Consider the following 25,572-nt stretch of genomic DNA (forward strand, 5'->3'; position numbering starts at 1 on the left):
CGTGCCTCACATGGAGAGAACGACATGAGGAATTTTCTGAAATACGCCGCCGCAGCCAGCGCCGTGGCCTGCGGGCTGGGATGGGCTGTCGCTTCGTCCGCTGCCGATGCCGAGGCCGGCGGCGCGCCCGACGCCCAACTGCAGAAGCTGATGGACAGCTTCTCTGCCTCGCGCGACGTCAATACCCAAAAGGGCGGGGCAGCCATCTATGCCACGGTCTGCGCTGGTTGCCACATGCCCGAAGGGCAGGGCGCCACGGGTGACGGCTTCTACCCCAAGCTGGCCGACAACCAGCGCCTGGCGGCCGGGGCCTATCCCATGACCGTGATCATCACCGGCCTGCACGGCATGCCGTCGTTCGCCAACCGGCTGGACGACGAGCAGGTGGCGGCGGCGGTCAACTACATCCGCACCCACTTCGGCAACGACTACAGCGACGCGATTGCGCCCGCGCAGGTGGCCGAGCTGCGCAAGCAGGCGGCGCCCGATCCGCACAGCTCCTACGACTGAGCGCAGCGCGCGCTCCTTTTCCACGAAGGACGGTTCCCATGAAACAAGATCTGCGCGCCCGGATGGGCAGCGTTGCGGGCGCGGGCCTGCTTCTGGGCGCACTGGCCCTGGCCGGCTGCGCCCAACCGGCGCCTGAGCGCGCGAGCGTCGCGGCGCCCCCGCCCAGCCAGGTGGTACGCCACCCGGTGGCGAACTTTCCCATCTCCTCGGCGGTGGAGGTGCCCGCGGGTGCGTCCACCGTCTACCTGTCTGGCACCGTGCCGCCGCAGCGCGCGGACGGCAGCTACGGCAACATGCAAGAGCAGACCACCGGCGTCCTGCAGAGCATCTCGGCCCAGCTGGCGCAGCTCGGCCTGGGCATGGGCGACGTGGTGCGCATGCAGGCCTTCCTGGTCGGCGACCGCCGCCAGGGCGGCAGGCTGGACTTCGACGGCTTCATGCGCGGCTATACGCGCTTTTTCGGCACGGCAGAGCAGCCCAGGCTGCCGGCGCGTTCGGCCTTCCAGGTTGCCGCGCTGGGCCATCCCGAGTGGCTGGTGGAGATCGAAGTCACCGCCGTGCGCCTGCCCGCGGACCGCTGAGCGCGGCACCCGCTGCGCCCGCTTCCTCACCTCGCAAATGCCCTGCCCATCGGCGTGACCGGCCCAGGCCGGTGAACCTCGTGGGCGTGGCGCGGGCAGCGCCGCCAGCGCGCGCGGCAAAGACAAAAAGACGCCCATGCGGCACGAGGCCGTATGGGCGCCAAGGGGGCTTGCCTGGATTTACTTGAGCTTTTCGTCAGCGTTCCTGTTGTACTTGAACTCGGGCACGTTGCGCAGCGCTTCCTTGGTGGCGTCGGGCAGGGTGATGCGCTGGTTCTCCACATGGAACTGCTCGGCCGGGATCAGCACGTAGTGGGACGACAGGCCCAGATACTTGCTGGCGTTGACCACCGCGTAGGACACCGAGCCCTTGGGCGCGATGATGATGTCCTCGACGCTGCCCACGACTTCGGGCTTGGCGTCGTCGTTGTAGACATCGTGGTCAAGAATGGCCTTCTTCACGCTCCAGCCGTTGGCGGCCGTGGCATAGACCGATTGCGTGGTGCCGAGCACCGTGGTGCCGGCCACCTGCGCGCTGGCGGCAAAGGGCAGGGCGAGGCAGGCGCTCAGGATCAGGCCGTGGCCAATGGGGCGAAATTGCATGGTTGTTTCCTTTCTGGGTGTACGCGGCGCGGCTTTGGGGTGTACGCCGCGGGTTGGGTAATCAGGGGCGTTCGAGCCAGTCGGAGAGCTCGTCGGCGTGTTCCTCTTCCTCGGCCAGGATGTCGCGCAGCAGGTGCGCGCTGGTCGGGTCCTTGTCGGCCACCAGGGCGATGAGCTGGCGGTAGATCTCCACCGCCAGGCGCTCGGCCACCAGGTTGGCGCGGATCATGGCCTTGAGCTCGGTGGACTCGTCGTACTGCGCATGGCTGCGCGCCGACAGGGTGTCGGGGTCGAGCATGGGCTCGCCGCCGAGCTGGACGATGCGCGCCGCCAGGCGGTCCGCGTGGCCCAGCTCTTCATTGGCATGCGCCAGGAATTCCTCGGCAATGGCTTCGGAGGACAGGCCCTTGGCGGTGAAATAGTGGCGCCGGTAGCGCAGCACGCAGACCCATTCGGTGGCCAGCGCGTCGTTCAGCAGCTTGCAGATCTCTTGCGCGTGGGGCGCGATGCCCGGCGTGACCGCGCCCTGCTCGAGGTTGTCGCGGGCGCGGGCTATGGCATCCTCATCGAGCTTCATCGTGCCCGAGGCAGGGGTGCTCTGGTGCATGGTTTTCTCCTTCATGTTCAGATCGGGTGGCCGACCGCCCGTGGCTGGTGGCGCTTTGGGCGGCCGTCCCGGAGCTTGGTGTGCGGGCGAGCGTCAAGGTCGCCGGCGGCCAAAGATGAAGGACGCCACGAACAGAACCAGGAAGACCACGAACAAGATCTTGGCGATCTCCGCCGCGACCCCGGCGATTCCGAAGAACCCGAGGAAGCCGGCAATCAGCGCGACGATCAGGAACACGAGTGCGTAATGCAGCATGGCGTTTGTCCTTTCTTTGGTTGTGGGTTCCGGGCCCTTCGCGTCGCCGGAGGTCGGCGTTGTGCACGGGGCCCGAGAGCTGAAATTCATTGTCCGGGGCCTTGCTGCGCCTGCCTGTAGGACGGCACCGACACCTGCTGTCAGCGCAGATCGCGTGCGCAGCGCCCGGGGCGGGCGCCTTCGATAATTGCGCTCCACCGTGATGCCTGCCATGCCGCTGAACACCCTGCCGCCGTTTCGCGAAGACCCGCGCGGCCTGCTGCGTGCGCTCTTTCAGGTGGCGGTGCGGCGCGCCCAGCCGCTCGGTGCCATCGGCCCCTGGCTGCCGCCGCCGCCGCGCGGGCGCACGCTGGTGCTGGGTGCTGGCAAGGCGGCCGGCGCGATGGCGCAGGCGCTGGAAGCCTTGTGGCCGACGCAGGCGCCGCTGAGCGGGCTGGTGGTCACGCGCTACGGCCACGTGCCGCCGCGCCCGACGGGCCTGGCCCGGCGCATCGAGGTGCGCGAGGCCGCGCACCCCGTGCCCGACGCCGCCGGCGCTGCCGCGGCCCGCGAGCTGCTGGCGCTGGCCGGGGGCTTGACGGCGGACGACCTGGTGATCTGCCTGGTCTCAGGCGGCGGCTCGGCGCTCCTGAGCCTGCCGGTGCCGGGGCTCACGCTGGCGCAGCTGCAGGACATCCATGCCCGGTTGCTGGCCAGCGGCGCCGCCATCGGCGAGATGAACTGCCTGCGCAAGCACCTCTCGCGCACCGCGGGTGGCCGCCTGGCGCTGGCCTGCGCGCCGGCGCCGGTGCTGACGCTGGCGATCAGCGATGTGCCGGGCGACGAGGTGTCGGTGATCGCCAGCGGCCCGAGCGTGGCCGACGCCAGCAGCTGCGCCGATGCGCTGGCGGTGGCGCGCCGCTACCGCATCGCGCTGCCCGACGCCGTGGTGCGCGCACTGCAAAGCGGCGCGCTGGAAACGCCCAAACCGGGCGATGCACGCCTGGCCGGGCAGGCGGTCCACCTCGTCGCGACGCCCGGGCAGTCGCTGCAGGCGGCGGCCGAGGCGGCGCGCGCCGCGGGTCTTGCCGCGCACGTGCTCTCCGACGCCATCGAGGGCGAAGCGCGCGAGGTCGCCAAGGTGCATGCGGCGCTGGCGCGCGAGGTGGCGCTGCGCAATGCGCCGTTTGCCCGGCCCTGCGTGCTGCTGTCGGGCGGCGAGACCACGGTGACGCTGGGCGCGGCGGCGCCGCAGGGCGCGCCCGCGCGCGGCGGACGGGCCGGGGAGTTCTGCCTGGCGCTGGCGCTCGCGCTGCAAGGCCAGCCGGGCGTGTGGGCGCTGGCGGCGGACACCGACGGCATCGACGGCACGCAGGACAAGGCCGGCGCGCTGCTCACGCCCGACACGCTCGGGCGCGCCGCGGCGCTGGGGCTCGATGCGCGCGCGCTGCTGCAGCGCCACGACGCCTACGGCTTCTTCGAGCCGCTGGGCGACGCGCTGCTGACCGGCCCCACGCACACCAACGTGAACGACTTCCGGGCGCTGCTGATCGCCTGAGGCAGGGGCGTGCCGGAGGTGGCGCGCCTGATGCGATTATGAGAGCTGCATGCGCAGGTACAGCAAGGTTTTCAAAGAGTTTTATATCTGAAAATCTTGGTGGACAAGCGCTGGCAGCCCCTGTTTTAGAAGCGGCCGCTGCGCTGCGATTGCGCTGCCCGCGCCGTCCTCAATAGCCCAGCGTGCGCCCGTCCGGGTTGCGCGGGTCGGACGCGCCATAGAGCAGGCCGCCGCGCAGCTCTATGGTCTGCGTGCGTCCCATCGCCGGCTTGACGGCGACGTGGTGGCCCCAGGCGCGCAGCAGATCCAGCGTGTCGCGCGAAAAGCCCTGTTCCACGCGCAGCTCGTCGGGCATCCACTGGTGGTGAAAGCGCGGCGTGGCCGCCGCCTGCAGCGGGTTCATGCCGAAGTCGATGAGGTTGACCACGGTCTCGAGCACCGTGGTGATGATGCGCGGCCCGCCCGGGCTGCCGGTGACCAGGCGCAGCCTGCCGTCCTGCAGCACCAGCGTCGGCGTCATCGAGGACAGCGGGCGCTTGCCCGCGGCCACCGCGTTGGCGTCGCCGCCGACCAGGCCGTAGGCGTTGGCCACGCCGGGCCGCGCGGCAAAGTCGTCCATCTCGTTGTTCAGCACGATGCCGGTGCCGGCCGCGACGATGCCGCTGCCGAAGTTGGTGTTGAGCGTGTAGGTGACGGCCACCGCGTTGCCGTGCGCATCGACCACCGAAAAATGCGTGGTCTGCCCGCTTTCATGGGCCTGGGGCTGGCCGGCCCGGATGTCGCTGGCGCTGCGCGCGCGCTGCGGCGCGATGCCGGCGGCCAATTGATCAGCGTAGCGCTTGCTGGTCAGGCCCGCAAGCGGCACGCGCACGAAGTCGGGGTCGCCCAGGTATTCGGCGCGGTCGGCGTAGGCGAGCTTCATCGCCTCGGCCATGTGGTGCACCGTGCGCGCGCTGTTCGCGCCCCAGTCGGCCAGCGGCCAGCGTTCCAGGATGTTGAGCATCTGCACCAGATGCGCGCCGCCCGAGGACGGCGGCGGCATGGTGACGATCTCATGGCCGCGGTAGCTGCCGCGCACCGGCTCGCGCTCGAGCACGCGGTAGTTCTTCAGGTCGGCCAGGGTGACGCTGCCCGCGTGCGGCGCCATCTCCGCGGCGATTTTCTGCGCGATCTCGCCCTCGTAGAAGGCCGCCGGCCCCTGCGCGCCGATCAGGCGCAGCGAGTGCGCCAGGTCTTGCTGCACCAGCAGCGCGCCCTCGCGCAGCGGCGCGCCGTCGCGCCAGAAGATGGCCCGGCTGGCGGGCCAGGGCGCCAGGGTCTTGCGCTCGCGCGCCAGCACCTTGGCCAGCGTGGCGCTGACGGCGTAGCCTTGCTCGGCCAGGCGCGCGGCCGGCTCCACCGCCTGGGCCAGCGTGAGCGTGCCCCACTGGCGCAGCGCATGCGCCAGGCCCGCCACCGTGCCGGGCACGCCGACGGCGTAGTGGGTGTAGAGCGACTTGCCGTCGACGACCTTGCCCTCGGCGTCCAGGTACATCCGCCGGTGCGCGCCGGCCGGCGCCATCTCGCGAAAGTCCAGCGCCACCTGGCGAGCGCTGCGCGCGTCGTGCACCAGCATGAAGCCGCCGCCGCCCAGGTTGCCCGCATTGGGCAGCACCACGGCCAGCGCAAAACCCACGGCCACCGCCGCATCCACCGCATTGCCGCCCTGGCGCAGCACGTCGAGCCCGATGCGCGTGGCCAGAGCCTGCTCGCTGGCCACCATGCCGTGGCGCGCTACCACCGGGTGGAAGATGTCCTTGTCGAAGTCGTAGGCCGCGGCCGCTGCGCGCGCAGCCGGCGCCTGCTGCAGCACCGGCGCAAGCTCGGCCGGCGCATGGCTGCAGCCGGCCGTCAGCGCCAGCCACAGGCCGGCGAAAAGAAGGGAAGGGCGGCGGACGGACATGGCGGCTTTGCGGATGCGGTCGAAGCGCCAAGCCTAAACCCTGGGGCGCGCATGGCGAGAGTACAAAAACTGTATACACTTTCCCGCATCGTCGATGGACCTGCTACAGGAGACAAGGCCATGGGGCTGAGCACCCACGTTCTGGACACCATGCACGGCTGCCCTGCCGCCGGCATGCAGGTGGCGCTGTACGCCACCGAGGGCGATAGCCCCACGCTGATCAAGCGCCTGACGCTCAACCACGACGGGCGCAGCGACGCGCCGCTGCTGGACAACGCCAGCCTGCGCGCCGGCACCTATCGCCTGGTGTTCGACGTGGCGGCCTATTTCAAGGCCCGCGCCGTAGAGCTGCCCGAGCCCAACTTCCTGAACCGCGTGAGCCTGGACTTCGGCATCGCCCAGCCCGAGCAGCACTACCACGTGCCCTTGCTGGTCAGCCCCTGGAGCTATTCCACCTACCGGGGCTCCTGAGCAGCCCATGCCCGCGCCGCAGACTCCCCTGGAGCAGTTGCTCGCCGCCCTGGCGCGCGGCCCGGTCTGCCTGGTGACGGTGCAGCAGGCGCAGGGTTCGACCCCGCGCGAGGCCGGCGCCTGGATGGCCCTCGGCCTGGCCGAGCCCGAGCTGCTGATCGGCTCCATCGGCGGCGGCCACCTGGAATGGCAGGCCACGCAGGAAGCGCGCGCGCGCCTTGCGGCCTGCGCGCAAGGCCAGGCGCCGGGCGCGCCGCTGCTGCGCCAGGCGCTGGGCCCGAGCCTGGGCCAGTGCTGCGGCGGCGTGGTGCTGCTGCGCTTCGAATGCCTGGGCGCGCAGGACGCGCCGGCGCTGCGCGAGCGCCTGGCGCCGCGGCTGCACCCGCTCACGCTGTTTGGCGGCGGCCATGTGGGGCGCGCGCTGGTGCGGGTGCTGGCGCCGCTGCCGTTTGCCATCCAGTGGGTGGACAGCCGCGACGAGATCTTTCCCGAAGGGCTTTCGAGCAAGGTGCAGTGCGAGTATTCCGACCCGGTGCAGGCGGCGGTGGCCGACGTCGCTCCCGGCTCGCAGGTGCTGATCATGAGCTTCAGCCACGCCGAAGACCAGGACATCGTGGCCGAATGCCTCAAGCGCCAGCGCGCGCGCGCCGACCTGCCCTTCATCGGCCTGATCGGCAGCAAGACCAAGTGGGCGAGCTTTCGCCACCGGCTGGAGGCGCGCGGCTACACCGAGGCCGACTTCGCCCACGTCACCTGCCCGATCGGCGTGCCCGGCATTGTCGGCAAGGACCCGCAGGTGATTGCCGTCGCGGTGGCGGCGCAGCTGCTGATGCGGGTAAGCCCGCTGGCCTGAGCGGGGTATTTGCATACAATTTGTGTCCACAAACCAGGTCGCAGCGGTGCCGGAGCATGCAGGCATGCGCCGAGCGCGGCCTCTCATGAGCTGCTCAGAGCGCCCGCGGTGGTGAGCAGCCGGAGACTTGCGCATGGAAGCTTATCTGCTGGACTGGGCCAACCTGCTGCTGCGCTGGCTGCACGTCATCACCGCCATCGCCTGGGTGGGGTCGTCCTTCTACTTCGTCTTTCTGGACAGCAGCCTCACGCCGCCCGCCGATGAAAAACTGCGCCGCGACGGCGCCACCGGCGAGCTCTGGGCGGTGCACGGCGGGGGCTTCTACCACCCGGTCAAGTACAACGTCTCGCCGCCCAGGCTGCCCGAGCACCTGCACTGGTTCTTCTGGGAGAGCTACACCACCTGGCTGTCGGGCTTTGCGCTGCTGTCCGTCTCCTACCTGTGGAACGCCGGCGTCTATCTGGTCAACCCGGCCGCGCCGCTGATGTCGCCCGCCATGGCGGTGGTGGCGGCGCTGGCCTTCCTCGTCGTCTTCTGGCTGCTGTACGACGCGATCTGCCGCATCTGGGGCCAGAAAGAGCGGGGCGACACCATCGTCGGCGCGCTGGTGGCCGTGCTGGTGTGCATCGCGGCCTGGCTCGCCTGCCATCTCTTTCCGGGGCAGGCGGCCTTCCTCCTGATGGGCGCGATGCTCGCCACCGCGATGAGCGCCAACGTGCTGTTCTGGATCATCCCCGGCCAGCGCAAGGTGGTGGCGGCGCTCAAGGCCGGCCAGCCGGTGGACCCCATCCACGGCCAGCGCGGCAAGCAGCGCAGCGTGCACAACACCTATTTCACGCTGCCGGTGGTCTTTGCCATGCTCTCCACCCACTACGGCTGGATGAACACCGCGCCGAACAACTGGCTGATCCTCATCCTGATGATGGCTGCGGGCGCGCTGATCCGCCAGTTCTTCGTGCTGCGCCACGGCTACAAGCTCGGGCGCAACCGCCACCCCTGGCCGTATGCGGCCATCGGCGTGGCCGTGCTGCTGGCGCTCGTCGCCTGGCTCAAGCCGGCGCCGCAGGCACTCGCCAGTTCCAGCGAACCCGTGGCCTTTGCCGATCTGCACGCGGTCATGAAGGAGCAGTGTTTCGTCTGCCACAGCAGCGCCACCATCCAGCAAAAGGGCGTGAAGTTCGACACGCCCGAGGACGTGAAGCAGCACGCCCAGCAGATCTACCAGCAGGTGGTGCAACTGCGCAAGATGCCCTTCGGCAATCCCGACGCGCTCAGCCCGCAGCAGCTGGACATGTTCAAGCGCTGGTACGAGGGCGGGGCTCGCGTCGACCGCTGAATTTGAGCCAAATCAGGCCGCAGCGCTTGCCCATCAAGCGCCAGCAGCTATGCTTTGAGAAGCGATGCCACGGTTAGAATCCGCGCAACAGGAGTTCTGTCCCATGAGCATCAAGAGCGACAAGTGGATCCGGCGCATGGCCAGCGAGCACGGCATGATCGAGCCGTTCGAGCCCGGCCAGGTGCGCGAGGTCGACGGCCGCAAGGTCATCAGCTACGGCACCAGCAGCTACGGCTACGACATCCGCTGCGCGGGTGAATTCAAGGTCTTCACCAACATCCACAGCACCGTGGTGGACCCGAAGAACTTCGACGAGAACAGCTTTGTCGACTTCGAGGGCGACTCCTGCATCATTCCGCCCAACAGCTTTGCGCTGGCGCGCACGGTCGAGTACTTTCGCATCCCGCGCGACGTGCTCACCGTCTGCCTGGGCAAGAGCACCTACGCGCGCTGCGGCATCATCGTCAACGTCACGCCCTTCGAGCCCGAATGGGAGGGCTACGTGACGCTGGAGTTCTCCAACACCACGCCGCTGCCGGCCAGGATCTATGCCGGCGAAGGCTGCGCCCAGGTGCTGTTCTTCCAGAGCGACGAGGTCTGCGAGGTGAGCTACCGCGACCGCAAGGGCAAATACCAGGGCCAGCAGGGCGTGACCCTGCCGCGCGCCTGAGTTGGTTCAGGCGCCCTGGCGCAGCGCCAGCCGCGCCGCCGCCAGGTCCCACCCCGCCCAGCCGCAGCTCTTGAACAGCACCGGGCCGCCGCGCGGCGGCTGCGGCCCGCGCAGCACGTCCTGCAGACTGGGCAGCGGCGCCACGGCAATGCCGGCTTGCAGCAGGTCGCCGGCCTCGTGCTCGGCGTCGCGCGTATCCACCACGATGCGCCCGTGCTCGGCAAAGTGGCGGCACAGGCCGGCGTCCAGCTCCCGCATCTGCGGCGTGAACGCGCCCACCGCCGCCACGAAGGCGTCGGCGCGCACCGGACCGCGCAGCACCACCGCGTTCGCCGGCGTGCAGGTCACGACCAGCGGACAGCGCGCAAGCGCCGCATGCGCATCTGCAACGCTTTCTGCCTGCAAACCCAGGCTGTGTGCATGCTGCACGAGGGCCTGCGCGCTGGCCGCGCTGCGCGAGGCAATCACGAAGCGGCGTACGCCCAGCGTGGCGGCACAGGCTTGCAGGTGCGCCCGGCCCTGTACACCCGCGCCCACGATCAGCGCGGGCCCCTGCGGGCAGGCCGCCAGGTGCCGTGCGGCCAGTGCCGACACCGCCGCGGTGCGCCGCGCGGTCACCGTCGGACCGTCCAGGATCAGCCGGCGCTCGCCGCTGGCCACGTCGAAGACGCTCACCTCGCCCTGGATGGTGGGCCGGCCGGCGCCGGCATTGGCGGCGGTGAAGCTGATCAGCTTGGTCATGGCCACCGTGCCGTCGGTGGCCGGCATCACGAAGAGCACGCTGCCGTCGCCCGTCGGCATGACGATGCGTGGCGGCACCCGGGCGGCGCCGGCGCGCAGCAATGCCTCGATTTCATCGGCCAGCGCATCCCAGGGCAGGCTCGCGGCGGTGCGCCGTGCGTCGTGGATGGCGTGCATCTCCTAGGCCTGGCTGGGGGCGGGCGTGTTCAGCGCGGCGCGCAGCCCGGTGCGCACCCCGTGCACCAGCTGCGCCAGCGGCATGCCGGCGTTGCCCTGACCGCCGAGCGGCGGCAGGTGGATGAAGCCGCCGCGCGTGCCCTGCCAGCGCGGCTCGCTGGCCAGGCGGTGCAGGAGCTGGAAGAACACGTGGTTGCAGACGAAGCTGCCGGCGTTCTGCGACACCACCGTGGGCACGCCCGCGGCCACCATGGCGCGTTGCATGGCTTCGGTCGGCAGGGTGCACAGGTAGGCGGCGGGCGCGCCGTCGATGATGGGCTGCTCGCGCGGCTGGGCGCCGTCGTTATCCGGCAGGCGCGCATCGTCGCGGTTGAGCGCCACGCGCTCAAGCTGCAGCGCATCGCGCCCCGCGGTCAGGCCCAGGCAGAGCACCAGCGCCGGCTGGTGGCGCTCCAGCAGCTGCAGCAATTGCGCCGTCGCCGCGCCAAAGGCCGTAGGCAGTTGCGCGCCGACCACGCGGCACCCGGCAACCTGCCGACGGTGCAGCGCCTGCGCCACCTGGGCCGAGGGATTGACCGCATGCTCGCCAAAAGCGTCGAACCCGGTGACCAGCACCGTCGGGCGCGCAGCGGCCCGGGCGGCCGATGGGGAGGCGGATGCTGGCGTTACCATCGCTGCAATTTACTGCACTTGGAGCAGCGCATGCGTTGGGAAGGTGAACGCCGGTCGGAAAACGTCGAAGATCGCCGCGGTGCGGGCGGGGGCGGATTCGGCCTGGGCGGGCGCAGCATAGGCGTGGGCGCGGTGGTGCTGGCGCTGGTGGGCTGGGGCGTGTTCGGCATCAATCCGCTGACCACGCTGCAGGTGCTCTCGGGCGGCGGCATGCCCCAGACCACGCAGGCGCCCGCGGGCCAGCCGCCGCAGGACGACAGGCAGGCGGCCTTCGTCTCCACCGTGCTGGCCTCCACCGAAGACGTCTGGAGCGAGATCTTTCGCAAGGGCGGCGCGCAATACCCGGCGCCGCGCCTGGTGCTGTTTCGCGGCGCCACGCCCACCGCCTGCGGCACCGGCCAGTCGGCCATGGGGCCGTTCTATTGCCCGGGCGATCACAAGGTCTATCTGGACATGGACTTCTTCGACACCATGGGCCGCCAGCTCGGGGCGCCCGGCGTGTTCGCGCGCGCCTACGTCGTGGCGCACGAGGTGGGCCACCACGTGCAGACCGTGCTGGGCACCACCGCCAAGGTGGACGGCATGCGCGGGCGCATCAGCGAGCGCGAGCAGAACGCCCTGTCGGTGCGCCTGGAGCTGCAGGCCGACTGCTACGCTGGCGTCTGGGCGCAGCATTCGCAGCAGGCCAAGGGCTGGCTGGAGCAGGGCGACATCGAATCGGCGGTGAACGCCGCCCAGCAGATCGGCGACGACACGCTGCAACGCAAGAGCAGCGGCGTCGTGCGCCCCGACGCCTTCACCCACGGCAGCAGCGCGCAGCGCGTGCGCTGGTTTACCCAGGGCTACCAGAGCGGCTCGGTGCAATCCTGCGACACCTTTGGCGCGCGCACGCTCTGAGACCCGATTTGCCCGTTTTTTGTTGCAATGCGACAATCACGGGTTCATGACGACGCTTTACCAATCAGTAGCGCTGGCTGACCCCCTGCAGCGCGCCGTAGCCGACATGGGCTACGAAACCATGACCCCCATCCAGGCACAGGCCATACCGGTGGTACTCACCGGCAAGGACGTGATGGGTGCGGCCCAGACCGGTACCGGCAAGACCGCGGCCTTCGCGCTGCCGCTGCTGCAGCGCATGCTGGCGCACGAGAACACCTCGGCCTCGCCCGCGCGCCACCCGGTGCGCGCGCTGGTGCTGCTGCCCACGCGCGAGCTGGCCGACCAGGTGGCCGAGCAGGTCAAGCTCTACGCCAAGTACACGCAGCTGCGCTCCACCGTGGTGTTCGGCGGCATGGACATGAAGCCGCAGACGGCCGAACTCAAGAAGGGCGTGGAGGTGCTGGTGGCCACGCCGGGGCGCCTGCTGGACCACATCGAAGCCAGGAACGTGGTGCTCAACCACGTGGAATACGTGGTGCTCGACGAGGCCGACCGCATGCTGGACATCGGCTTCCTGCCGGACCTGCAGCGCATCCTGTCCTACCTGCCCAGGGAGCGCACCACGCTGCTGTTTTCGGCCACCTTCTCGCCCGAGATCAAGCGCCTGGCAGCGAGCTACCTGCACGACCCGGTGACCATAGAGGTGGCACGCCCCAACGCCACCGCCTCCACCGTCGAGCAGTGCTTCTACGGCGTGGGTGAGGAAGGCAAGCGCGCCGCCATCCGTCAGGTGCTCAGGGAGCGGCAGCTCACCCAGGCCTTCATCTTCGTCAACAGCAAGCTCGGCTGCGCGCGCCTGGCGCGCTCGCTGGCACGCGACGGGCTGAAGACCGCGGCGCTGCACGGCGACAAGAGCCAGGACGAGCGCCTGAAGGCGCTGGAAGCCTTCAAGAGCGGCGAGGTTGACCTGCTGGTCTGCACCGACGTGGCCGCGCGCGGCCTGGACATCAAGGACGTGCCGGCGGTGTTCAACCACGACGTGCCGTTCAACGCCGAGGACTACGTGCACCGCATCGGCCGCACCGGCCGCGCCGGCGCCTCGGGACTGGCGGTGACGCTGGTGACCGAGCGGGACGCGCGGCTGATGGGCGAGCTCGAGAAGCTGCTCAAGAAAAAGGTCGAGGTGCAGCCCCTGCAGCTCAGGGACGAGCGCTCGCCCCTGCGCCACGGCGACAGCCGTCACCGCGAGGGCACGCACGGTGCGCGCGGCGAGCGCGATGGCATGCGTTCGTCGCGCAACCACCGCCATGCGGCGCCCGGCTTCGTGCCCTCGCGCGACCCTTTCTTCGACCGTCCCTACGAGCCCGGCAGCGCGCCCGAAGCCGCGCCCAGCTGGGAACAGCCGCCGGCCGCCGCACGCCCCCGGGTGTCGTCCAACATCAAGCAGCGGCGCGTGCTGCCTGCGCTCTTCAAGGCGCCGCAGGCGAGCGAGGAAAACGCCGCCTGAGCGCGGGCCTTCAGGCGCGCGCCGCCCCCGGCACCTGGGCCTGCGCGCACTCAACCTGGAGGTGCTCGCGTTCGGCGAGCGTGTTGCCAAAGCGCACCGCGCTCAGGCTGCCACCCCAGACGCAACCGGTGTCGAGTGCGAGCAGGTCGGGGCGGCTCATCCAGCCGAGCGTCGACCAGTGGCCGAAAACCGTCAGCTGGCCCTGCGTCCTGCGTTCCGGCAGTTCGAACCAGGGCATGAGACCCGCGGGCGCCTGGCGCGCGCTTTCACTGCTGGAAAAATCCATCGCGCCCTGCGCCGAGCAAAAGCGCACGCGGGTGAGCGCGTTGACCACCACGCGCAGTCGGTCCATGCCCTGCAGGCCCTCGCGCCAGGCATCGGGCTCGTTGCCGTACATCTGCTGCAGAAACGACTGCCAATGCGCTCCGGTGAGCGCCCTCTGCACCTCGCCCGCGAGCGCCAGCGTTTGCTGCACGCTCCAGGGCGGGAGGACGCCCGCGTGCACCAGCAGCATGGTTTGGCCCCCATGGCGCACCTGCCGTGCAAGCGGCTGCTGGCGCAGCCAGTGCAGCATGGCGGTGCGCTGGGGGTGCGCCAGCAAATCGCCCAGGGTGTCGCGCGGCGACGGCGCGCGCACGCCCTGGGCCACGGCCAGCAGATGCAGGTCGTGGTTGCCCAGCACGACCTGCACGCTGCCCTCGAGCGCCATGCAGCGGCGCAGCACGGCGACCGAATCGGGGCCGCGGTTGACCAGATCGCCAAGCAGATAAAGCGTGTCGCGGCTGGGAGAAAAACCGATTAGCGCAAGCAGTCGCGCCAATGCCCGGTCACAGCCCTGAATATCGCCGGCACAATATAAAGCCATTGCCATCCCGTTCGTAAGTCTGCATGCCGATTGTGCACCGCCTGCAGAAGGATCCGGGTATTGCGTGGCAGTTGCACCTGGAAACTTGAAAATCAGGCTGGCAGCGGTGCATTTGCGGAGAAACTGGTCTTATAATCGCGCCGCATTGCCTTTCAACCCCAGGATCAACCATTCAGGATAATCATGACGACCAGTTACAAGGAATTGCTGCAGCAGCGCGAGGCATTGGACGCCCAAATCCGCGCCGCGCGTGAAAAGGAAGTCGCGGACGCGCTCGCCAGGGTGCGCCAAACCGTGGCGGAATTCGAACTTACCGTCACGGATGTGTTTCCCTCGGGTCGGCGCACGCGCGCCACTGGCAGCGTGAGCAAGGTGGCGCCCAAGTACCGCAATCCGGCCACGGGGCAAACCTGGACCGGCCGGGGCAAGCCGCCCAAGTGGATACAGGGTCAGGACCGCACGCAATTTGCCATTTGACGCAAGCCGCGGCCTCTTGCCTGCCCAGCCCGCCGCGCGCGGGCTTTTTTCTGCCCGCATTCTGGCGCCCGCCGCAAGGGCGATGCCCCTGCGGGCAGCACCGGCGCGGCCGGCGGGCGTACACTCCCAGCCTGTGTTGGATGCCCGAGGGCAGTGCATGCCGCAGGCCTGGCCCGACTTTCCGTTTTGCACTTACAAGGAGATCCCGAAATGCTTGCTGCCCCTGCAAAAGGACATGCCTTTGCTTCCACGATCAAGACGTTCAGCACGGCGTCGGGCAAGGAACACCTGTTTTTCTCCTTGCCCGCGCTGGCGCGCAAGTATCCCAACATCAAACGCCTGCCGCGCTCGATCCGCATCGTGCTTGAATCGGTGCTGCGCCATTGCGACGGCAGCAAGGTCACGGCCGAGCACGTCGAGCAATTGGCCAATTGGAAGCCCAATGCGGCCCGCTCCGAGGAAATCCCGTTTACCGTGGCCCGCGTCCTGCTGCAGGACTTTACCGGTGTCCCTCTGCTCGTTGATCTGGCGGCAATGCGCGCCGCGGCGCAAAGCGTGGGCGCCGACCCCAAACGCGTGGAGCCGCTGGTGCCGGTCGATCTGGTGGTCGACCACTCCATCATGGTGGACCATTACGGCACCAAGATGGCATTGACGCAGAACATGAAAATGGAATTCGCGCGCAACCACGAGCGCTACCAGTTCATGAAATGGGGCATGCAGGCGTTTGATACTTTCCGTGTCGTGCCACCGGGCTTTGGCATTTGCCACCAGGTGAATCTGGAATTCCTGACCAAGGGCGTGCACCGGCGCAAGGACGGCGTGGTGTATCCCGATACCCTGGTCGGCACCGACAGCCATACGCCGATGATCAACGGCGCCGGCGTCGTCGGCTGGGGCGTGGGCGGCATCGAGGCCGAAGCGGCCATGCTGGGCCAGCCGGTATACATCCTCACGCCCGACGTGGTGGGTTTCGAGCTCAAGGGCCAGCTGCGCGAGGGCGTCACCGCCACCGACCTGGTGCTCACCGTCACCGAGCTGCTGCGCCGCAACAAGGTGGTAGGCACCTTCGTCGAGTACTTCGGCGAAGGCACGGCCTCCCTGAGCGTGCCCGACCGCGCCACGCTGGGCAACATGTCGCCGGAAAACGGCTCCACGATAGGCCTGTTCCCGGTCGACGGACGCACCCTCGAATACTTCGAGGGCACGGGCCGCACCCGCGCCGAGATCGAACTCGTGGAGGCCTACTACAAGGCGCAGGGCCTGTTCGGCGCGGCGCGCGCCGGCGAGGTGGACTATTCGCGCGTCGTCACGCTGGATCTGGGCGACGTCACCCCCAGCATCGCCGGCCCGCGCCGGCCGCAGGACCGCATCGACCTGGGCGACGCCAAGAAGCGTTTTGCCGAGCTGTTCACCACCCCGATGGAGGTCGGCGGTTTCGCGCGCCCTGCCGAGGCCTTTGGCGAACGCGTGCACATCCAGCCGGCGGCTCCGATGGACGCGGTCGCCGAACCCGCGGGTTTCGACGTGGGCAACGGCGACGTGCTGATCGCCGCCATCACCAGTTGCACCAACACCAGCAACCCGGGCGTGATGCTGGCGGCCGGCCTGCTGGCCAAGAAGGCGGTGGAGGCGGGGCTGAAGGTCAAGCGCCACGTCAAGACCTCGCTCGCTCCGGGTTCGCGCATCGTCACCGAATACCTGCAGGAAACCGGGCTGCTGCCCTACCTCGAAAAGATAGGCTTCAACCTGGCCGGCTATGGTTGCACCACCTGCATCGGCAACTCGGGCGACCTCACGCCCGAGCTCAACCGGGCGATTGCCGAGCACGAGCTGGTCTGCGCCTCGGTGCTGTCGGGCAACCGCAACTTCGAGGCGCGCATCCACCCCAATCTCAAGGCCAACTTCCTCATGAGCCCGCCGCTGGTCGTGGCCTACGCGATCGCCGGCAGCATCAACGTGGACCTGATGAGCGAGCCCGTGGGCAAGGGACGCGGCGGCAAGGACGTCTACCTGGGCGACATCTGGCCGTCGAGCGACGAGGTGCAAAGGCTCCTCAAGCACGCGATGAAGGGCAAGGCCTTCCGCGAGAACTACGCCAAGATCGAAACCGAACCGGGCAAGCTCTGGGAGAAGATCAAGGGCGTGACCGGCCAGATCTACGACTGGCCCAGCAGCACCTACATTGCCAAGCCGCCGTTCTTCGACGGTTTTGCGCGCACCACGGCCGCCTCGGCCGCCGAAGCCGCCACGCGCGACCATTCGGTGCGCGGCGCGCGCGTCATGGCGCTGTTTGGCGATTCGGTCACCACCGACCACATCTCGCCCGCCGGGCGCATCAAGGAAAGCTCGCCCGCCGGCTTGTGGCTGAAGGCGCACGGGGTGCAGAAGCAGGACTTCAACAGCTATGGCTCGCGCCGCGGCCAGCACGAGGTCATGGTGCGCGGCACCTTTGCCAACGTGCGCGTCAAGAACCTGATGATCCCGCCGCTGCCCGATGGCTCGCGCGTGGAAGGCGGCGACACCATCTACCAGGGCGCGGGCCCGCAAAACGGCCAGAAGATGCCCATCTTCGACGCCGCCGAGCTCTACATGGCCAGCAACACGCCCACGGTGGTCTTCGCTGGGGAGGAATACGGCACCGGCTCCAGCCGCGACTGGGCGGCCAAGGGCACGCAGCTCATGGGCATCCAGGCGGTGGTGGCGCGCAGCTTCGAGCGCATCCACCGCTCCAACCTGATCGGCATGGGCGTGCTGCCGCTGCAGTTTCGCGGCAAGGACAGCTGGGAGCTGCTGAACCTGCGCGGCGACGAGGTGGTGGACGTGCTGGTGGACCGCAAGCTCAAGCCCCAGGGCAAGGCCAAGCTGGTCATTCACCGCGCCGACGGCAGCACGCAGGAGGTGCCGCTGGTGCTGCGCCTGGACACGCCGATCGAGGTGGACTACTACCGCGCCGGCGGCATCCTGCCCTACGTGCTGCACCAGTTGATCGGCGATTGACGGCGCGGGCGGCCTGCGCCCGCTGAGGGTTGCGGGCCGCGCGGTCGTCCGTACGTGGTCGCCGACCGCGCTGCGCGCCGGCGGCCGACCCCCGGATTTTCCATGCACCAGATCCTGATTGCAGGGGGCGGTATCGCCGGTCTGGCCGCTGCGCTGGCGAGCCACCGCGCGGGCTGGCAGGTGCGCCTGCACGAACGCGCCAACGCCTTTGGCGAAGTGGGCGCGGGCGTGCAGCTCGGACCCAATGCGGTGCGCTGCCTCGACGCCTGGGGCCTGGCGGCGCCCCTGCGCGCGCTCGCCTGCCGCCCGCCGCTGCTGCAGGTGCGCAGCGCGCTGGACGGGCGCGAGCTTGCGCGCATGCGCCTGGGGCGCGAGATGAGCGAACGCCATGGTGGCGACTACCTCACCATCCACCGCGCCGACCTGCACGGCGCGCTGCTGTCTGCCGTGCAAGACCTCACCGAGGTGCAATTGCAGCTGCAGCACGAGCTGCTGGATTTCACCGAGGACGACGCGGCCGTGCGTACCCGGCTGCGCTGCGCCGACGGCCATGAGCTGCAGGTGGAGAGCGACGTGCTGCTCGGCGCCGACGGCCTGCACAGCCGCGTCCGCGCGCTGCTGCCCGGCGTGGCCGGCGAGCTGCCGGTGGGCCACCTGGCCTACCGCGCGGTGGTCGCCCAGCAGGCCTTGCCCGCGCCGCTGCGCAGTCAGGTGGTCACCGCCTGGCTCGGGCCGGGGCTGCATCTGGTGCACTACCCGCTGCGCGCCGGCGAGCTGCTCAATCTGGTGGCCATACGCCATGGGCAGCCCCCCGCCGGGCTGCAGGGCTGGGACTGCGCGGCAAGTGAATCGCAATTGCTTGCCGCCCTGGACGGCACCTGCGCACCGCTGCAGGACCTGGTCCGGGCGGCGGGGCAAGCGGGCGGCGTCTGGCGCCTGTGGCCGCTGGCCGAGCGCGCGCCCGTGGCCGGTGCCCACGAGATGGCCCAGGGCCGCGTGGCGCTGGCGGGCGACGCGGCACATGCGATGCGCCCCTACTTGGCCCAGGGCGCGGGCATGGCCATCGAGGACGCGATGCAGCTGCAGCGCGCGCTCGCGATGGAGGCGCTGGAGCCGCCGCTGCGGCTGCGCCGCTACGCACTGGCGCGCTGGCAGCGGGTGGCGGCGGTGCAGCGGCGCTCGCGGCGCAACGGGCGCATCTTCCATGCCGTCGGGCCGGTGCGTCTGGCGCGCGACCTGTCGCTGCGCCTGCTGGGCGAGCGCATACTCGACGTGCCCTGGCTGTATCGCGGCGGGCCGGTGCCGAAAGGCGAATGATTTTTGTTGCACTGCGTCAGCGTCGGCACGCCCGATCGCGTTGAACGCGGGCGCCGCCCCGTGAACGGGCGGTGTCGGCACCGGCCGCGCCCCGCACGAATGAAGGTCAAATCCCGTTCTTGCGCTTTGCTGCCGGGCGCTACAAGCTATCATTTTGATGAACAGGAAGTCCCAATGAACCATCAGGAAAACGACCATCGCCAGGCCCCCGTGCGTCTGGCCATCGCCGGTTACGGCAACCTCGGGCGCGGCGTGGAGCAGGCCGTGGCCAAGAACCCGGACATGGTGCTCACCGGCGTGTACACGCGCCGCGACCCGGCCGGCGTGCATCCGGCCAGCGGCGTGGCCAGCTACCCCTTGAGCGCTCTCGCGCAGCACCGCGGCAAGGTGGACGTGCTCGTTCTGTGCGGCGGCTCCAAGGACGACCTGCCCGAGCAGACGCCCGAGTTCGCGCGCCACTTCAACGTGGTGGACAGCTTCGACACCCACGCCCGCATCCCCGAACACTTTGCCAAGGTGGACGCCGCCGCGCGCGCGGGCGCCACCACCGCCCTGATTTCGGCCGGCTGGGACCCGGGGCTGTTTTCCATCCAGCGCGTCATGGGCGACGCGCTGCTGCCCGACGGCGCCACCTATACCTTCTGGGGCAAGGGCCTGAGCCAGGGGCATTCGGACGCCATCCGCCATGTGCCGGGCGTCGCCGGCGGCGTGCAATACACGATTCCCGTGCAGGAGGCGATGCAGCGGGTGCGCAGCGGCACTCGCCCCGACTTGGCCACGCGCGAAAAGCACCGGCGCGAATGCTTCGTGGTGCTCAAGGAAGGCGCGGACGCCGAAGCGGTGCGCCAGGCCATCGTCAGCATGCCCAACTACTTCAGCGACTACGACACCACGGTGCACTTCATCAGCGCCCAGCAACTGGCGGCCGAGCATGCCGGCATGGGGCATGGCGGCTTCGTCATCCGCAGCGGCAACACCTCGAACCAGCTCAAGCACGTGCTTGAGTTCAGCCTGCAGCTGGACAGCAATCCGGAGTTCACCGCCAGCGTGCTGGTGGCCTGTGCGCGCGCGGTGCACCGGCTGCACCAGGCGGGCCAGCACGGCTGCAAGACGGTGCTCGATCTCTCGCCCGCGCTGCTTTCGCCGCGCAGCGGCGCAGAACTGCGCGCCGACTTCCTCTGAAGTCCTGCGGCCGTGGTGCCGAGGCGCTCAGCTGCGGCCCTGCCTGGCGCCGGCGCGGCGTTGGCGGTACTTCCAGGGGGCCAGCGGGCGCTTTTGCGCCCACAGGCCCCGCCGCTGCGCACGCGCCTGGCGCGCGGCCGCCGCCAGGGCCGGGTGGATGCGCGCCTGGCTCGGATGCACCCAGGCCAGGCCTGCCTGCACCTGTACCCAGGCAGCGTCCCGCCCCCGGCACTGCACCTGTGCCAGCGTGCGGCCGTACTTGTCGCGCCCCTGCGCCTGCACCCGGGCGGTCTGGCGCAGGCACAAAGCCGCCAGGTTCCTGCGCGCCTGCCGGCCCCAGGCCTGGCGCAGCTCCGGCGCGTCGATCGCGGCGATGCGCAGCTGCTCGCCGGGGCCGCCCGCGCAGCGCACGGTCAGCGAATCCCCGTCGCCCACGGTCATCACCATGCACAGCGTGAGCGCTGCAGCGACCAGCGGCATTTTTGAATGAAATCAGGCTCAAACGCCCGCCAGGCAAGCGCTTGCAGCTATTGAAAGAGGGGTTGTCCGTCTAGTCGGCACGGCCTTCGGCGCTGCCCGCGGCCTGCACCGTCATCTTGTCGGCGACGCCGGCGAACTTGCTGTACTTGCCGATGAGACCGACCATCTGGCCGTAGATGCGCGGCGGCGCGGCCAGGCATTCGCGCTGCTCCAGATAGTTGGCCTCGCCGGTGAAATTGCCCACCAGGCCACCGGCCTCGGTCACCAGCAGACCGCCGGCCGCCACGTCCCAGATGGACAGGCCGGTTTCAAAGAAGCCGTCGGTAAAGCCAGCGGCCACGTAGGCCAGGTCCAGCGCCGCGGCGCCCGGGCGGCGCAGGCCGTGGGTGTGCTGCATCACGTCGGCCATCATCTTCAGGTAGCCGGCGAAATCGTCGCCCGGGCGGTAAGGGAAGCCCGTGCCCAGCAGGCACTCGGACAGGCGCGTGCGTTTGGAGACGCGCACGCGGCGGTCGTTCATGAAGGCGCCGCGCCCGCGCGTGGCGGTGAACAGGTCGTTGCGCGTGGGGTCATAGACCACGCCGTGCTCCACCTTGCCGCGCACCGACAGCGCGATGCTCACGCAGTAGTAGGGAAAGCCGTGGATGAAATTGGTGGTGCCGTCCAGCGGATCGATGATCCAGACGAATTCGGAATTCTTCGCGCCGTGCTGGCGCCCCGACTCCTCGGCCAGAATGCCATGGCCCGGGTAGGCGGTGAGCAGGGTCTCGATGATGGCCGCCTCGCTCGCCTGGTCCACCTCGGTGACGTAGTCGTTGATCTGCTTTTGCGCCACGCGCACGGCTTCCACGTCCAGCGCGGCGCGGTTGATGATGGCGCCGGCGGCGCGCGCGGCCTTGATGGCCGTGTTGAGCATGGGGTGCAGATGGGACGACATGACAAGGAACAAACGGACGCGGCGATGCGCGAGGGCTGGCAATTCTAGTGCCTCGCGCCGCCGCGCGGGCCCGGGCGACAATCGCCGCCATGCGAACACGCTTTGTACTGGTTCAGACCAGCCACCCGGGCAATGTGGGCGCCGCCGCCCGGGCGATGAAGACCATGGGCTTCGGCGACCTGGTGCTGGTGGCGCCGCGCTGGCCCAACCTACTGCGCCGGGAGATTGCGATCCAGCGCGCCAGTGGTGCGCTCGACGTGCTCGAACGCGCCCGCGTGGTCGCCACGCTGGAGGAGGCGCTCGAGGGCATGCACCACCTGTGCGCCACCGCCATGACGCCGCGCGACTTCGGTCCGCCCACGCGCACGCCGCGCGAGCACTTCGATTTGCTATTGAACGAGGAGCTTGCAGCGCTTGATACGCAAGGGTTGGAGGCCGATTCAAGCAAAAATTCCACAAGCGACTTCGGCGTCGCCTTCCTCTTCGGCAGCGAGCGTTTCGGCATGGCCAATGCCGACGTCTACCGCTGCCACGTGGCGCTGAGCATCCCCACCTCGCCGCACTTCGGCTCGCTCAACCTGGCGGCGGCGGTGCAGGTGATTGCCTACGAATGGCGTCTGGCCCTGGGCGGCTTCGCGGTGCGCGATGCCACGCCCGCTGCGGCACTGGCCGACAGCGCGCAGCTGGCGGGCATGCTCGCCCACTGGGAGCAGGCGCTGACGCAGATCGGCTTTCTGGACCCGGGCGCGCCAAAGAAGCTCATGCCGCGGCTCAACCAGCTGTTCAACCGCGCGCATCCCACCCGGGAGGAAGTCCACATCCTGCGCGGCATCGCCCGGGCCATGCTCGATGCGCCGCGGCCCGGGGCCAGATAATCGGCGCCACCGCCAGACTGCGCAGACGATCCGCACGAGCCATGTTCCCCAGAATCCGTTCCGACATCCAATGCATCCTGGACCGCGACCCGGCTGCGCGCAACGCCTGGGAGGTCGTCACCTGCTACCCCGGCCTGCACGCGATCTGGCTGCACCGGCCCGCGCACTGGTGCTGGACGCACGGCCTGCGCTGGCTGGGGCGCTTCATCTCGCATCTGGCGCGCTGGGCTACGGGCATAGAGATTCACCCCGGGGCCAAGCTGGGTGAGCGTGTGTTCATCGACCACGGCATGGGCGTGGTGATCGGCGAGACGGCCGAGATCGGCGACGGCTGCACCATCTACCACGGCGTGACGCTGGGCGGCACCACGCTGTACAAGGGCGCCAAGCGCCATCCCACGCTGGGGCGCGACGTGGTGGTGAGCGCGGGCGCCAAGGTGCTGGGCGGCTTCGTCGTCGGCGACGGAGCCAAGATCGGCAGCAATGCCGTCGTCATCAAGCCGGTGCCTGCGGGCGCCACGGCCGTCGGCATTCCCGCGCGCATCATCGCCTCGCACAAGGAGCATGGGGCCGACGTGACCGAGGCGCAGCACGAGGAGCAGCAGAAGTTCAGTGCCTACGGCGTCACGCCCCAGCAGGCCGACCCGCTGGCCCAGGCGCTGCGCACGCTGGCCGATTCCGCTTCCGCCCAGGAGCGGCAGATCGCGCTGCTGTGGCAGGCGCTGCAAAAGCTCTCGGCGGGCGAGCCCGCGCCGGGCTGCGTACCGCCGCAGGCGCAGGTCAGCGGCCGCTGCGAGGCCGAGAAGGTCAAGGAGATTCTCGGCAAGTAGACGCGGGCCGCCCGCGCCGCTTCGCTACAATGCCGGGTTTTCCCAAGCAGCAGCCTGCCTGATACAGGGCGGGCGGCGCCCCCGGGCGCGTGAAGGCGAGGGAAAGCCCGCAAAACACACGCGAAGGTGCTGGTGGGGCCGCCCGGTCGGGCCGGCCGGGCATCTTCCACTCTGTCCGACGATGAGGAAGCACGATGGCCGTCACTGTTGAAACGCTGGAAAAACTCGAACGCAAGATCACGCTCAGCCTGCCGGTCCAGAGCATCAAGAGCGAGGTGGACGGGCGCCTCAAGCGCCTGGCGCGCACCGTCAAGATGGACGGCTTTCGCCCGGGCAAGGTGCCGCTGGGCGTGGTGGCGCAGCGCTACGGCTATTCGGTGCAGTACGAAGTGATCAACGACAAGGTCGGCGAAGCCTTTGCCCAGGCCGCCAACGAGGCCAAGCTGCGCGTGGCGGGCCAGCCGCGCATCTCCGAAAAGGACGGCGCGCCCGAGGGCGAGATGGCTTTTGACGCGGTCTTCGAGGTCTTCCCCGAGGTCAAGCTCGGCGACCTCTCGGGCGCCGAAGTGCAAAAGCTCAGCGCCGAAGTCGACGACGCGGCCATCGACCGCACCCTGGACATCCTGCGCAAGCAGCGGCGCACCTTTGCCCAGCGCGCCCAGGGCACGCCCGCCGAGGACGGCGATCGCGTCACGGTGGACTTCGATGGCAAGATCGACGGCGAGCCCTTCGACGGCGGCAAGGCCGAGGCCTTCCAGTTCCTGGTGGGCGAAGGCCAGATGCTCAAGGAGTTCGAAGACGCGGTGCGCGGCATGAAGGTGGGCGAGAGCAAGACCTTCCCGCTGGCCTTTCCCGAGGACTACCACGGCAAGGACGTGGCTGGCAAGACGGCGGACTTTCTGGTCACGCTCAAGAACCTGGAAGCGGCGCACCTGCCCGAAGTCAACGAGCAGTTCGTCAAGTCGCTCGGCATCGAGGGCGGCACGGTCGAGAGCCTGCGCGCCGACGTGCGCAAGAACCTGGAGCGCGAGGTGAAGTTCCGCCTGCAGGCGCGCAACAAGCAGGCCGTCATGGACGCCCTGTTGGCCCACGCCGAGCTGGACCTGCCCAATGCCATCGTCCAGGCCGAGATCGAGCGGCTGCTCGAAGGCGCGCGCGCCGACCTCAAGGCCCGCGGCATCAAGGACGCCGACAAGGCCGACATCCCCGAGGACGTGGTGCGCCCGCAGGCCGAGCGCCGCGTGCGCCTGGGGCTGGTGGTGGCCGAACTGGTGCGCGCCAACGAGCTGCAGGCCAAGCCCGAGCAGCTCAAGGCCCATGTGGAGGAGCTCGCCTCCAGCTACGAAAAGCCCCAGGACGTGGTCAAGTGGTACTACGGCGACCGCGATCGCCTGGCCGAGGTCGAGGCCGTGGTGGTGGAAAACAACGTCACCGACTTCGTGCTGGGCAAGGCCCAGGTCACCGACAAGGTCGTCAGCTTCGACGAATTGATGGCGCAGAACTGAGCCGGCCCTTCGGGGTGCGCATCAGATTTTGGGGCTTGTACCGGCCGGTGCAGGCCCCATCTGTTTGCGGATAGAGTAAAGCGAATTTGCTGGAGAACTGCATGAGTGCACAAGAGACGAAGGCCCTGGGTTTGATCCCCATGGTGGTGGAGCAATCGGGGCGCGGCGAGCGCTCCTACGACATCTATTCGCGCCTGCTCAAGGAGCGCGTGGTGTTCCTCGTGGGCGAGGTCAACGACCAGTCCGCCAACCTGGTGGTGGCGCAGCTGCTGTTCCTGGAGAGCGAGAACCCGGACAAGGACATCTCGTTCTACATCAACTCCCCCGGGGGCAGCGTTACCGCGGGCATGGCGATCTACGACACCATGCAGTTCATCAAGCCCGACGTCTCCACCATGTGCGTGGGCTTTGCCGCCAGCATGGGCGCCTTCCTGCTGGCCGCCGGCGCCAAGGACAAGCGCTATTCGCTGCCCAACTCCAAGATCATGATCCACCAGGTGCTGGGCGGGGCGCGCGGGCAGGCGACGGACATCGAGATCCACGCGCGCGACATCCTGCGCACCAAGGAGCAGATGAACCGCATCCTGGCCGAGCGCACCGGGCAGAGCTACGAGAAGATAGTGCACGACACCGAGCGCGACTATTTCATGACCGCCGACGAGGCCAAGGACTATGGCATCGTCGACCAGGTGATCGCCCGCCGTTCCTGATCCCGCAAGGCCTGCGCGCACGGCGTTTCCCCTGCGGGAAGCGCCGTTTTTAT

At 69.3% G+C, this 25,572-nt stretch carries 26 protein-coding genes; 17 read left to right on the top strand and 9 right to left on the bottom strand.

Features of this window, described 5'->3' with window-relative positions; genetic code table 11:
• Positions 1-24: 24 nt before the first annotated feature.
• Positions 25-510 (top strand): c-type cytochrome, encoded by a 486-nt coding sequence (locus FOZ74_RS12585; protein WP_146913396.1) that lies wholly within the window; start codon positions 25-27, stop codon positions 508-510.
• Positions 511-548: 38 nt separating this feature from the next.
• Positions 549-1,091, top strand: a complete 543-nt coding sequence (locus tag FOZ74_RS12590) for a RidA family protein (RefSeq protein ID WP_255437607.1) — start codon at positions 549-551, stop codon at positions 1,089-1,091.
• Positions 1,092-1,271: 180 nt separating this feature from the next.
• Here the strand turns inward: FOZ74_RS12590 and FOZ74_RS12595 are convergent, their stop codons facing one another.
• The 3 genes from FOZ74_RS12595 to FOZ74_RS12605 form a co-directional block, all read right to left on the bottom strand.
• Entirely contained in the window at positions 1,272-1,694 is a 423-nt protein-coding gene (locus FOZ74_RS12595; RefSeq protein ID WP_146913397.1) for a PRC-barrel domain-containing protein, read from the bottom strand.
• Between the two features lie 61 nt (positions 1,695-1,755).
• Positions 1,756-2,301, bottom strand: a complete 546-nt coding sequence (locus FOZ74_RS12600) for a ferritin-like domain-containing protein (RefSeq protein WP_146913398.1) — start codon at positions 2,299-2,301, stop codon at positions 1,756-1,758.
• Positions 2,302-2,394: 93 nt separating this feature from the next.
• The gene (locus FOZ74_RS12605) at positions 2,395-2,556 is read right to left on the bottom strand and encodes a DUF1328 domain-containing protein (protein WP_146913399.1); all 162 of its coding nucleotides are present in this window, start codon (positions 2,554-2,556) and stop codon (positions 2,395-2,397) included.
• Between the two features lie 211 nt (positions 2,557-2,767).
• Between FOZ74_RS12605 and FOZ74_RS12610 the strand changes: the two genes are divergently transcribed.
• A complete protein-coding gene (locus FOZ74_RS12610) occupies positions 2,768-4,093 on the top strand; it encodes a glycerate kinase type-2 family protein (protein ID WP_146913400.1) in 1,326 nt (441 codons plus the stop codon).
• 169 nt (positions 4,094-4,262) lie between these two features.
• Here FOZ74_RS12610 and ggt read toward each other — a convergent pair whose 3' ends face one another.
• Positions 4,263-6,035 carry a gamma-glutamyltransferase gene (gene ggt / locus FOZ74_RS12615; protein WP_146913401.1) on the bottom strand — a complete coding sequence of 591 codons (1,773 nt, stop codon included), beginning with the start codon at positions 6,033-6,035 and terminating at the stop codon, positions 4,263-4,265.
• A gap of 120 nt (positions 6,036-6,155) precedes the next feature.
• On the opposite strand from ggt, the gene uraH reads away from it, so the two are divergent.
• From uraH to dcd, 4 genes are all read left to right on the top strand, one after another.
• Entirely contained in the window at positions 6,156-6,506 is a 351-nt protein-coding gene (gene uraH, locus FOZ74_RS12620) for a hydroxyisourate hydrolase (RefSeq protein ID WP_146913402.1), read from the top strand.
• Between the two features lie 7 nt (positions 6,507-6,513).
• The gene (xdhC, locus tag FOZ74_RS12625; protein ID WP_146913403.1) at positions 6,514-7,359 is read left to right on the top strand and encodes a xanthine dehydrogenase accessory protein XdhC; all 846 of its coding nucleotides are present in this window, start codon (positions 6,514-6,516) and stop codon (positions 7,357-7,359) included.
• Positions 7,360-7,492: 133 nt separating this feature from the next.
• Positions 7,493-8,695 carry a urate hydroxylase PuuD gene (locus tag FOZ74_RS12630; protein ID WP_146913404.1) on the top strand — a complete coding sequence of 401 codons (1,203 nt, stop codon included), beginning with the start codon at positions 7,493-7,495 and terminating at the stop codon, positions 8,693-8,695.
• Positions 8,696-8,798: 103 nt separating this feature from the next.
• Positions 8,799-9,365: a dCTP deaminase gene (gene dcd / locus FOZ74_RS12635; RefSeq protein WP_146913405.1), complete on the top strand. Its 567-nt coding sequence runs from the start codon at positions 8,799-8,801 to the stop codon at positions 9,363-9,365.
• Positions 9,366-9,371: 6 nt separating this feature from the next.
• Here dcd and FOZ74_RS12640 read toward each other — a convergent pair whose 3' ends face one another.
• Both FOZ74_RS12640 and FOZ74_RS12645 read right to left on the bottom strand, forming a co-directional pair.
• Positions 9,372-10,283 carry a delta(1)-pyrroline-2-carboxylate reductase family protein gene (locus FOZ74_RS12640; protein ID WP_146913406.1) on the bottom strand — a complete coding sequence of 304 codons (912 nt, stop codon included), beginning with the start codon at positions 10,281-10,283 and terminating at the stop codon, positions 9,372-9,374.
• Positions 10,284-10,286: 3 nt separating this feature from the next.
• The gene (locus tag FOZ74_RS12645) at positions 10,287-10,955 is read right to left on the bottom strand and encodes a pyroglutamyl-peptidase I (RefSeq protein ID WP_146913407.1); all 669 of its coding nucleotides are present in this window, start codon (positions 10,953-10,955) and stop codon (positions 10,287-10,289) included.
• A 30-nt stretch (positions 10,956-10,985) separates the two neighbouring features.
• On the opposite strand from FOZ74_RS12645, the gene ypfJ reads away from it, so the two are divergent.
• Entirely contained in the window at positions 10,986-11,852 is an 867-nt protein-coding gene (gene ypfJ, locus FOZ74_RS12650; protein ID WP_146913408.1) for a KPN_02809 family neutral zinc metallopeptidase, read from the top strand.
• A gap of 46 nt (positions 11,853-11,898) precedes the next feature.
• Entirely contained in the window at positions 11,899-13,341 is a 1,443-nt protein-coding gene (locus FOZ74_RS12655; protein ID WP_146913409.1) for a DEAD/DEAH box helicase, read from the top strand.
• Between the two features lie 10 nt (positions 13,342-13,351).
• On the opposite strand, the gene FOZ74_RS12660 is transcribed toward FOZ74_RS12655, so the two are convergent.
• On the bottom strand, positions 13,352-14,206 hold the full coding sequence (locus FOZ74_RS12660) for a symmetrical bis(5'-nucleosyl)-tetraphosphatase (RefSeq protein WP_146913410.1): 855 nt from the start codon (positions 14,204-14,206) through the stop codon (positions 13,352-13,354).
• 183 nt (positions 14,207-14,389) lie between these two features.
• Here FOZ74_RS12660 and FOZ74_RS12665 point away from each other — a divergent pair, with 183 nt between their 5' ends.
• The 4 genes from FOZ74_RS12665 to FOZ74_RS12680 all read left to right on the top strand — a co-directional run bounded on the left by FOZ74_RS12665 (position 14,390) and on the right by FOZ74_RS12680 (position 20,182).
• A complete protein-coding gene (locus FOZ74_RS12665) occupies positions 14,390-14,683 on the top strand; it encodes an H-NS histone family protein (RefSeq protein WP_146913411.1) in 294 nt (97 codons plus the stop codon).
• Positions 14,684-14,893: 210 nt separating this feature from the next.
• On the top strand, positions 14,894-17,683 hold the full coding sequence (gene acnA / locus FOZ74_RS12670; RefSeq protein ID WP_146913412.1) for an aconitate hydratase AcnA: 2,790 nt from the start codon (positions 14,894-14,896) through the stop codon (positions 17,681-17,683).
• A gap of 102 nt (positions 17,684-17,785) precedes the next feature.
• The gene (locus FOZ74_RS12675) at positions 17,786-19,000 is read left to right on the top strand and encodes an FAD-dependent monooxygenase (RefSeq protein ID WP_146913413.1); all 1,215 of its coding nucleotides are present in this window, start codon (positions 17,786-17,788) and stop codon (positions 18,998-19,000) included.
• Positions 19,001-19,174: 174 nt separating this feature from the next.
• Complete coding sequence (locus FOZ74_RS12680; protein WP_146913414.1) at positions 19,175-20,182, top strand: diaminopimelate dehydrogenase; 1,008 nt, start codon at positions 19,175-19,177, stop codon at positions 20,180-20,182.
• 27 nt (positions 20,183-20,209) lie between these two features.
• Here the strand turns inward: FOZ74_RS12680 and FOZ74_RS12685 are convergent, their stop codons facing one another.
• Together FOZ74_RS12685 and FOZ74_RS12690 are read right to left on the bottom strand one after the other, a co-directional pair.
• A complete protein-coding gene (locus FOZ74_RS12685; protein WP_146913415.1) occupies positions 20,210-20,662 on the bottom strand; it encodes a thermonuclease family protein in 453 nt (150 codons plus the stop codon).
• Between the two features lie 70 nt (positions 20,663-20,732).
• Entirely contained in the window at positions 20,733-21,599 is an 867-nt protein-coding gene (locus FOZ74_RS12690; RefSeq protein WP_146913416.1) for an inositol monophosphatase family protein, read from the bottom strand.
• A gap of 89 nt (positions 21,600-21,688) precedes the next feature.
• Between FOZ74_RS12690 and FOZ74_RS12695 the strand changes: the two genes are divergently transcribed.
• From FOZ74_RS12695 to clpP, 4 genes are all read left to right on the top strand, one after another.
• Complete coding sequence (locus FOZ74_RS12695; RefSeq protein ID WP_146913417.1) at positions 21,689-22,474, top strand: RNA methyltransferase; 786 nt, start codon at positions 21,689-21,691, stop codon at positions 22,472-22,474.
• A 41-nt stretch (positions 22,475-22,515) separates the two neighbouring features.
• Positions 22,516-23,304 (top strand): serine O-acetyltransferase, encoded by a 789-nt coding sequence (cysE, locus tag FOZ74_RS12700; protein WP_146913418.1) that lies wholly within the window; start codon positions 22,516-22,518, stop codon positions 23,302-23,304.
• A gap of 194 nt (positions 23,305-23,498) precedes the next feature.
• Positions 23,499-24,809, top strand: coding sequence for a trigger factor (gene tig / locus FOZ74_RS12705; protein ID WP_146913419.1), 1,311 nt, complete (start codon positions 23,499-23,501; stop codon positions 24,807-24,809).
• 101 nt (positions 24,810-24,910) lie between these two features.
• On the top strand, positions 24,911-25,519 hold the full coding sequence (clpP, locus tag FOZ74_RS12710; RefSeq protein WP_146913420.1) for an ATP-dependent Clp endopeptidase proteolytic subunit ClpP: 609 nt from the start codon (positions 24,911-24,913) through the stop codon (positions 25,517-25,519).
• Positions 25,520-25,572 lie beyond the last annotated feature (53 nt).

The organism is Comamonas flocculans, from assembly GCF_007954405.1.
GTDB classification, from domain to species: Bacteria; Pseudomonadota; Gammaproteobacteria; order Burkholderiales; family Burkholderiaceae_C; genus Comamonas_C; species Comamonas_C flocculans.

Bases quoted from the DNA above. Each gene is read 5' to 3' on its own strand.
- FOZ74_RS12585 (WP_146913396.1), top strand. From the start codon at position 25: ATGAGGAATTTTCTGAAATACGCCGCCGCAGCCAGCGCCGTGGCCTGC.
- FOZ74_RS12590 (WP_255437607.1), top strand. From the start codon at position 549: ATGAAACAAGATCTGCGCGCCCGGATGGGCAGCGTTGCGGGCGCGGGC.
- FOZ74_RS12595 (WP_146913397.1), bottom strand. From the start codon at position 1,694: ATGCAATTTCGCCCCATTGGCCACGGCCTGATCCTGAGCGCCTGCCTC.
- FOZ74_RS12600 (WP_146913398.1), bottom strand. From the start codon at position 2,301: ATGCACCAGAGCACCCCTGCCTCGGGCACGATGAAGCTCGATGAGGAT.
- FOZ74_RS12605 (WP_146913399.1), bottom strand. From the start codon at position 2,556: ATGCTGCATTACGCACTCGTGTTCCTGATCGTCGCGCTGATTGCCGGC.
- FOZ74_RS12610 (WP_146913400.1), top strand. From the start codon at position 2,768: ATGCCGCTGAACACCCTGCCGCCGTTTCGCGAAGACCCGCGCGGCCTG.
- ggt (WP_146913401.1), bottom strand. From the start codon at position 6,035: ATGTCCGTCCGCCGCCCTTCCCTTCTTTTCGCCGGCCTGTGGCTGGCG.
- uraH (WP_146913402.1), top strand. From the start codon at position 6,156: ATGGGGCTGAGCACCCACGTTCTGGACACCATGCACGGCTGCCCTGCC.
- xdhC (WP_146913403.1), top strand. From the start codon at position 6,514: ATGCCCGCGCCGCAGACTCCCCTGGAGCAGTTGCTCGCCGCCCTGGCG.
- FOZ74_RS12630 (WP_146913404.1), top strand. From the start codon at position 7,493: ATGGAAGCTTATCTGCTGGACTGGGCCAACCTGCTGCTGCGCTGGCTG.
- dcd (WP_146913405.1), top strand. From the start codon at position 8,799: ATGAGCATCAAGAGCGACAAGTGGATCCGGCGCATGGCCAGCGAGCAC.
- FOZ74_RS12640 (WP_146913406.1), bottom strand. From the start codon at position 10,283: ATGCACGCCATCCACGACGCACGGCGCACCGCCGCGAGCCTGCCCTGG.
- FOZ74_RS12645 (WP_146913407.1), bottom strand. From the start codon at position 10,955: ATGGTAACGCCAGCATCCGCCTCCCCATCGGCCGCCCGGGCCGCTGCG.
- ypfJ (WP_146913408.1), top strand. From the start codon at position 10,986: ATGCGTTGGGAAGGTGAACGCCGGTCGGAAAACGTCGAAGATCGCCGC.
- FOZ74_RS12655 (WP_146913409.1), top strand. From the start codon at position 11,899: ATGACGACGCTTTACCAATCAGTAGCGCTGGCTGACCCCCTGCAGCGC.
- FOZ74_RS12660 (WP_146913410.1), bottom strand. From the start codon at position 14,206: ATGGCTTTATATTGTGCCGGCGATATTCAGGGCTGTGACCGGGCATTG.
- FOZ74_RS12665 (WP_146913411.1), top strand. From the start codon at position 14,390: ATGACGACCAGTTACAAGGAATTGCTGCAGCAGCGCGAGGCATTGGAC.
- acnA (WP_146913412.1), top strand. From the start codon at position 14,894: ATGCTTGCTGCCCCTGCAAAAGGACATGCCTTTGCTTCCACGATCAAG.
- FOZ74_RS12675 (WP_146913413.1), top strand. From the start codon at position 17,786: ATGCACCAGATCCTGATTGCAGGGGGCGGTATCGCCGGTCTGGCCGCT.
- FOZ74_RS12680 (WP_146913414.1), top strand. From the start codon at position 19,175: ATGAACCATCAGGAAAACGACCATCGCCAGGCCCCCGTGCGTCTGGCC.
- FOZ74_RS12685 (WP_146913415.1), bottom strand. From the start codon at position 20,662: ATGCCGCTGGTCGCTGCAGCGCTCACGCTGTGCATGGTGATGACCGTG.
- FOZ74_RS12690 (WP_146913416.1), bottom strand. From the start codon at position 21,599: ATGTCGTCCCATCTGCACCCCATGCTCAACACGGCCATCAAGGCCGCG.
- FOZ74_RS12695 (WP_146913417.1), top strand. From the start codon at position 21,689: ATGCGAACACGCTTTGTACTGGTTCAGACCAGCCACCCGGGCAATGTG.
- cysE (WP_146913418.1), top strand. From the start codon at position 22,516: ATGTTCCCCAGAATCCGTTCCGACATCCAATGCATCCTGGACCGCGAC.
- tig (WP_146913419.1), top strand. From the start codon at position 23,499: ATGGCCGTCACTGTTGAAACGCTGGAAAAACTCGAACGCAAGATCACG.
- clpP (WP_146913420.1), top strand. From the start codon at position 24,911: ATGAGTGCACAAGAGACGAAGGCCCTGGGTTTGATCCCCATGGTGGTG.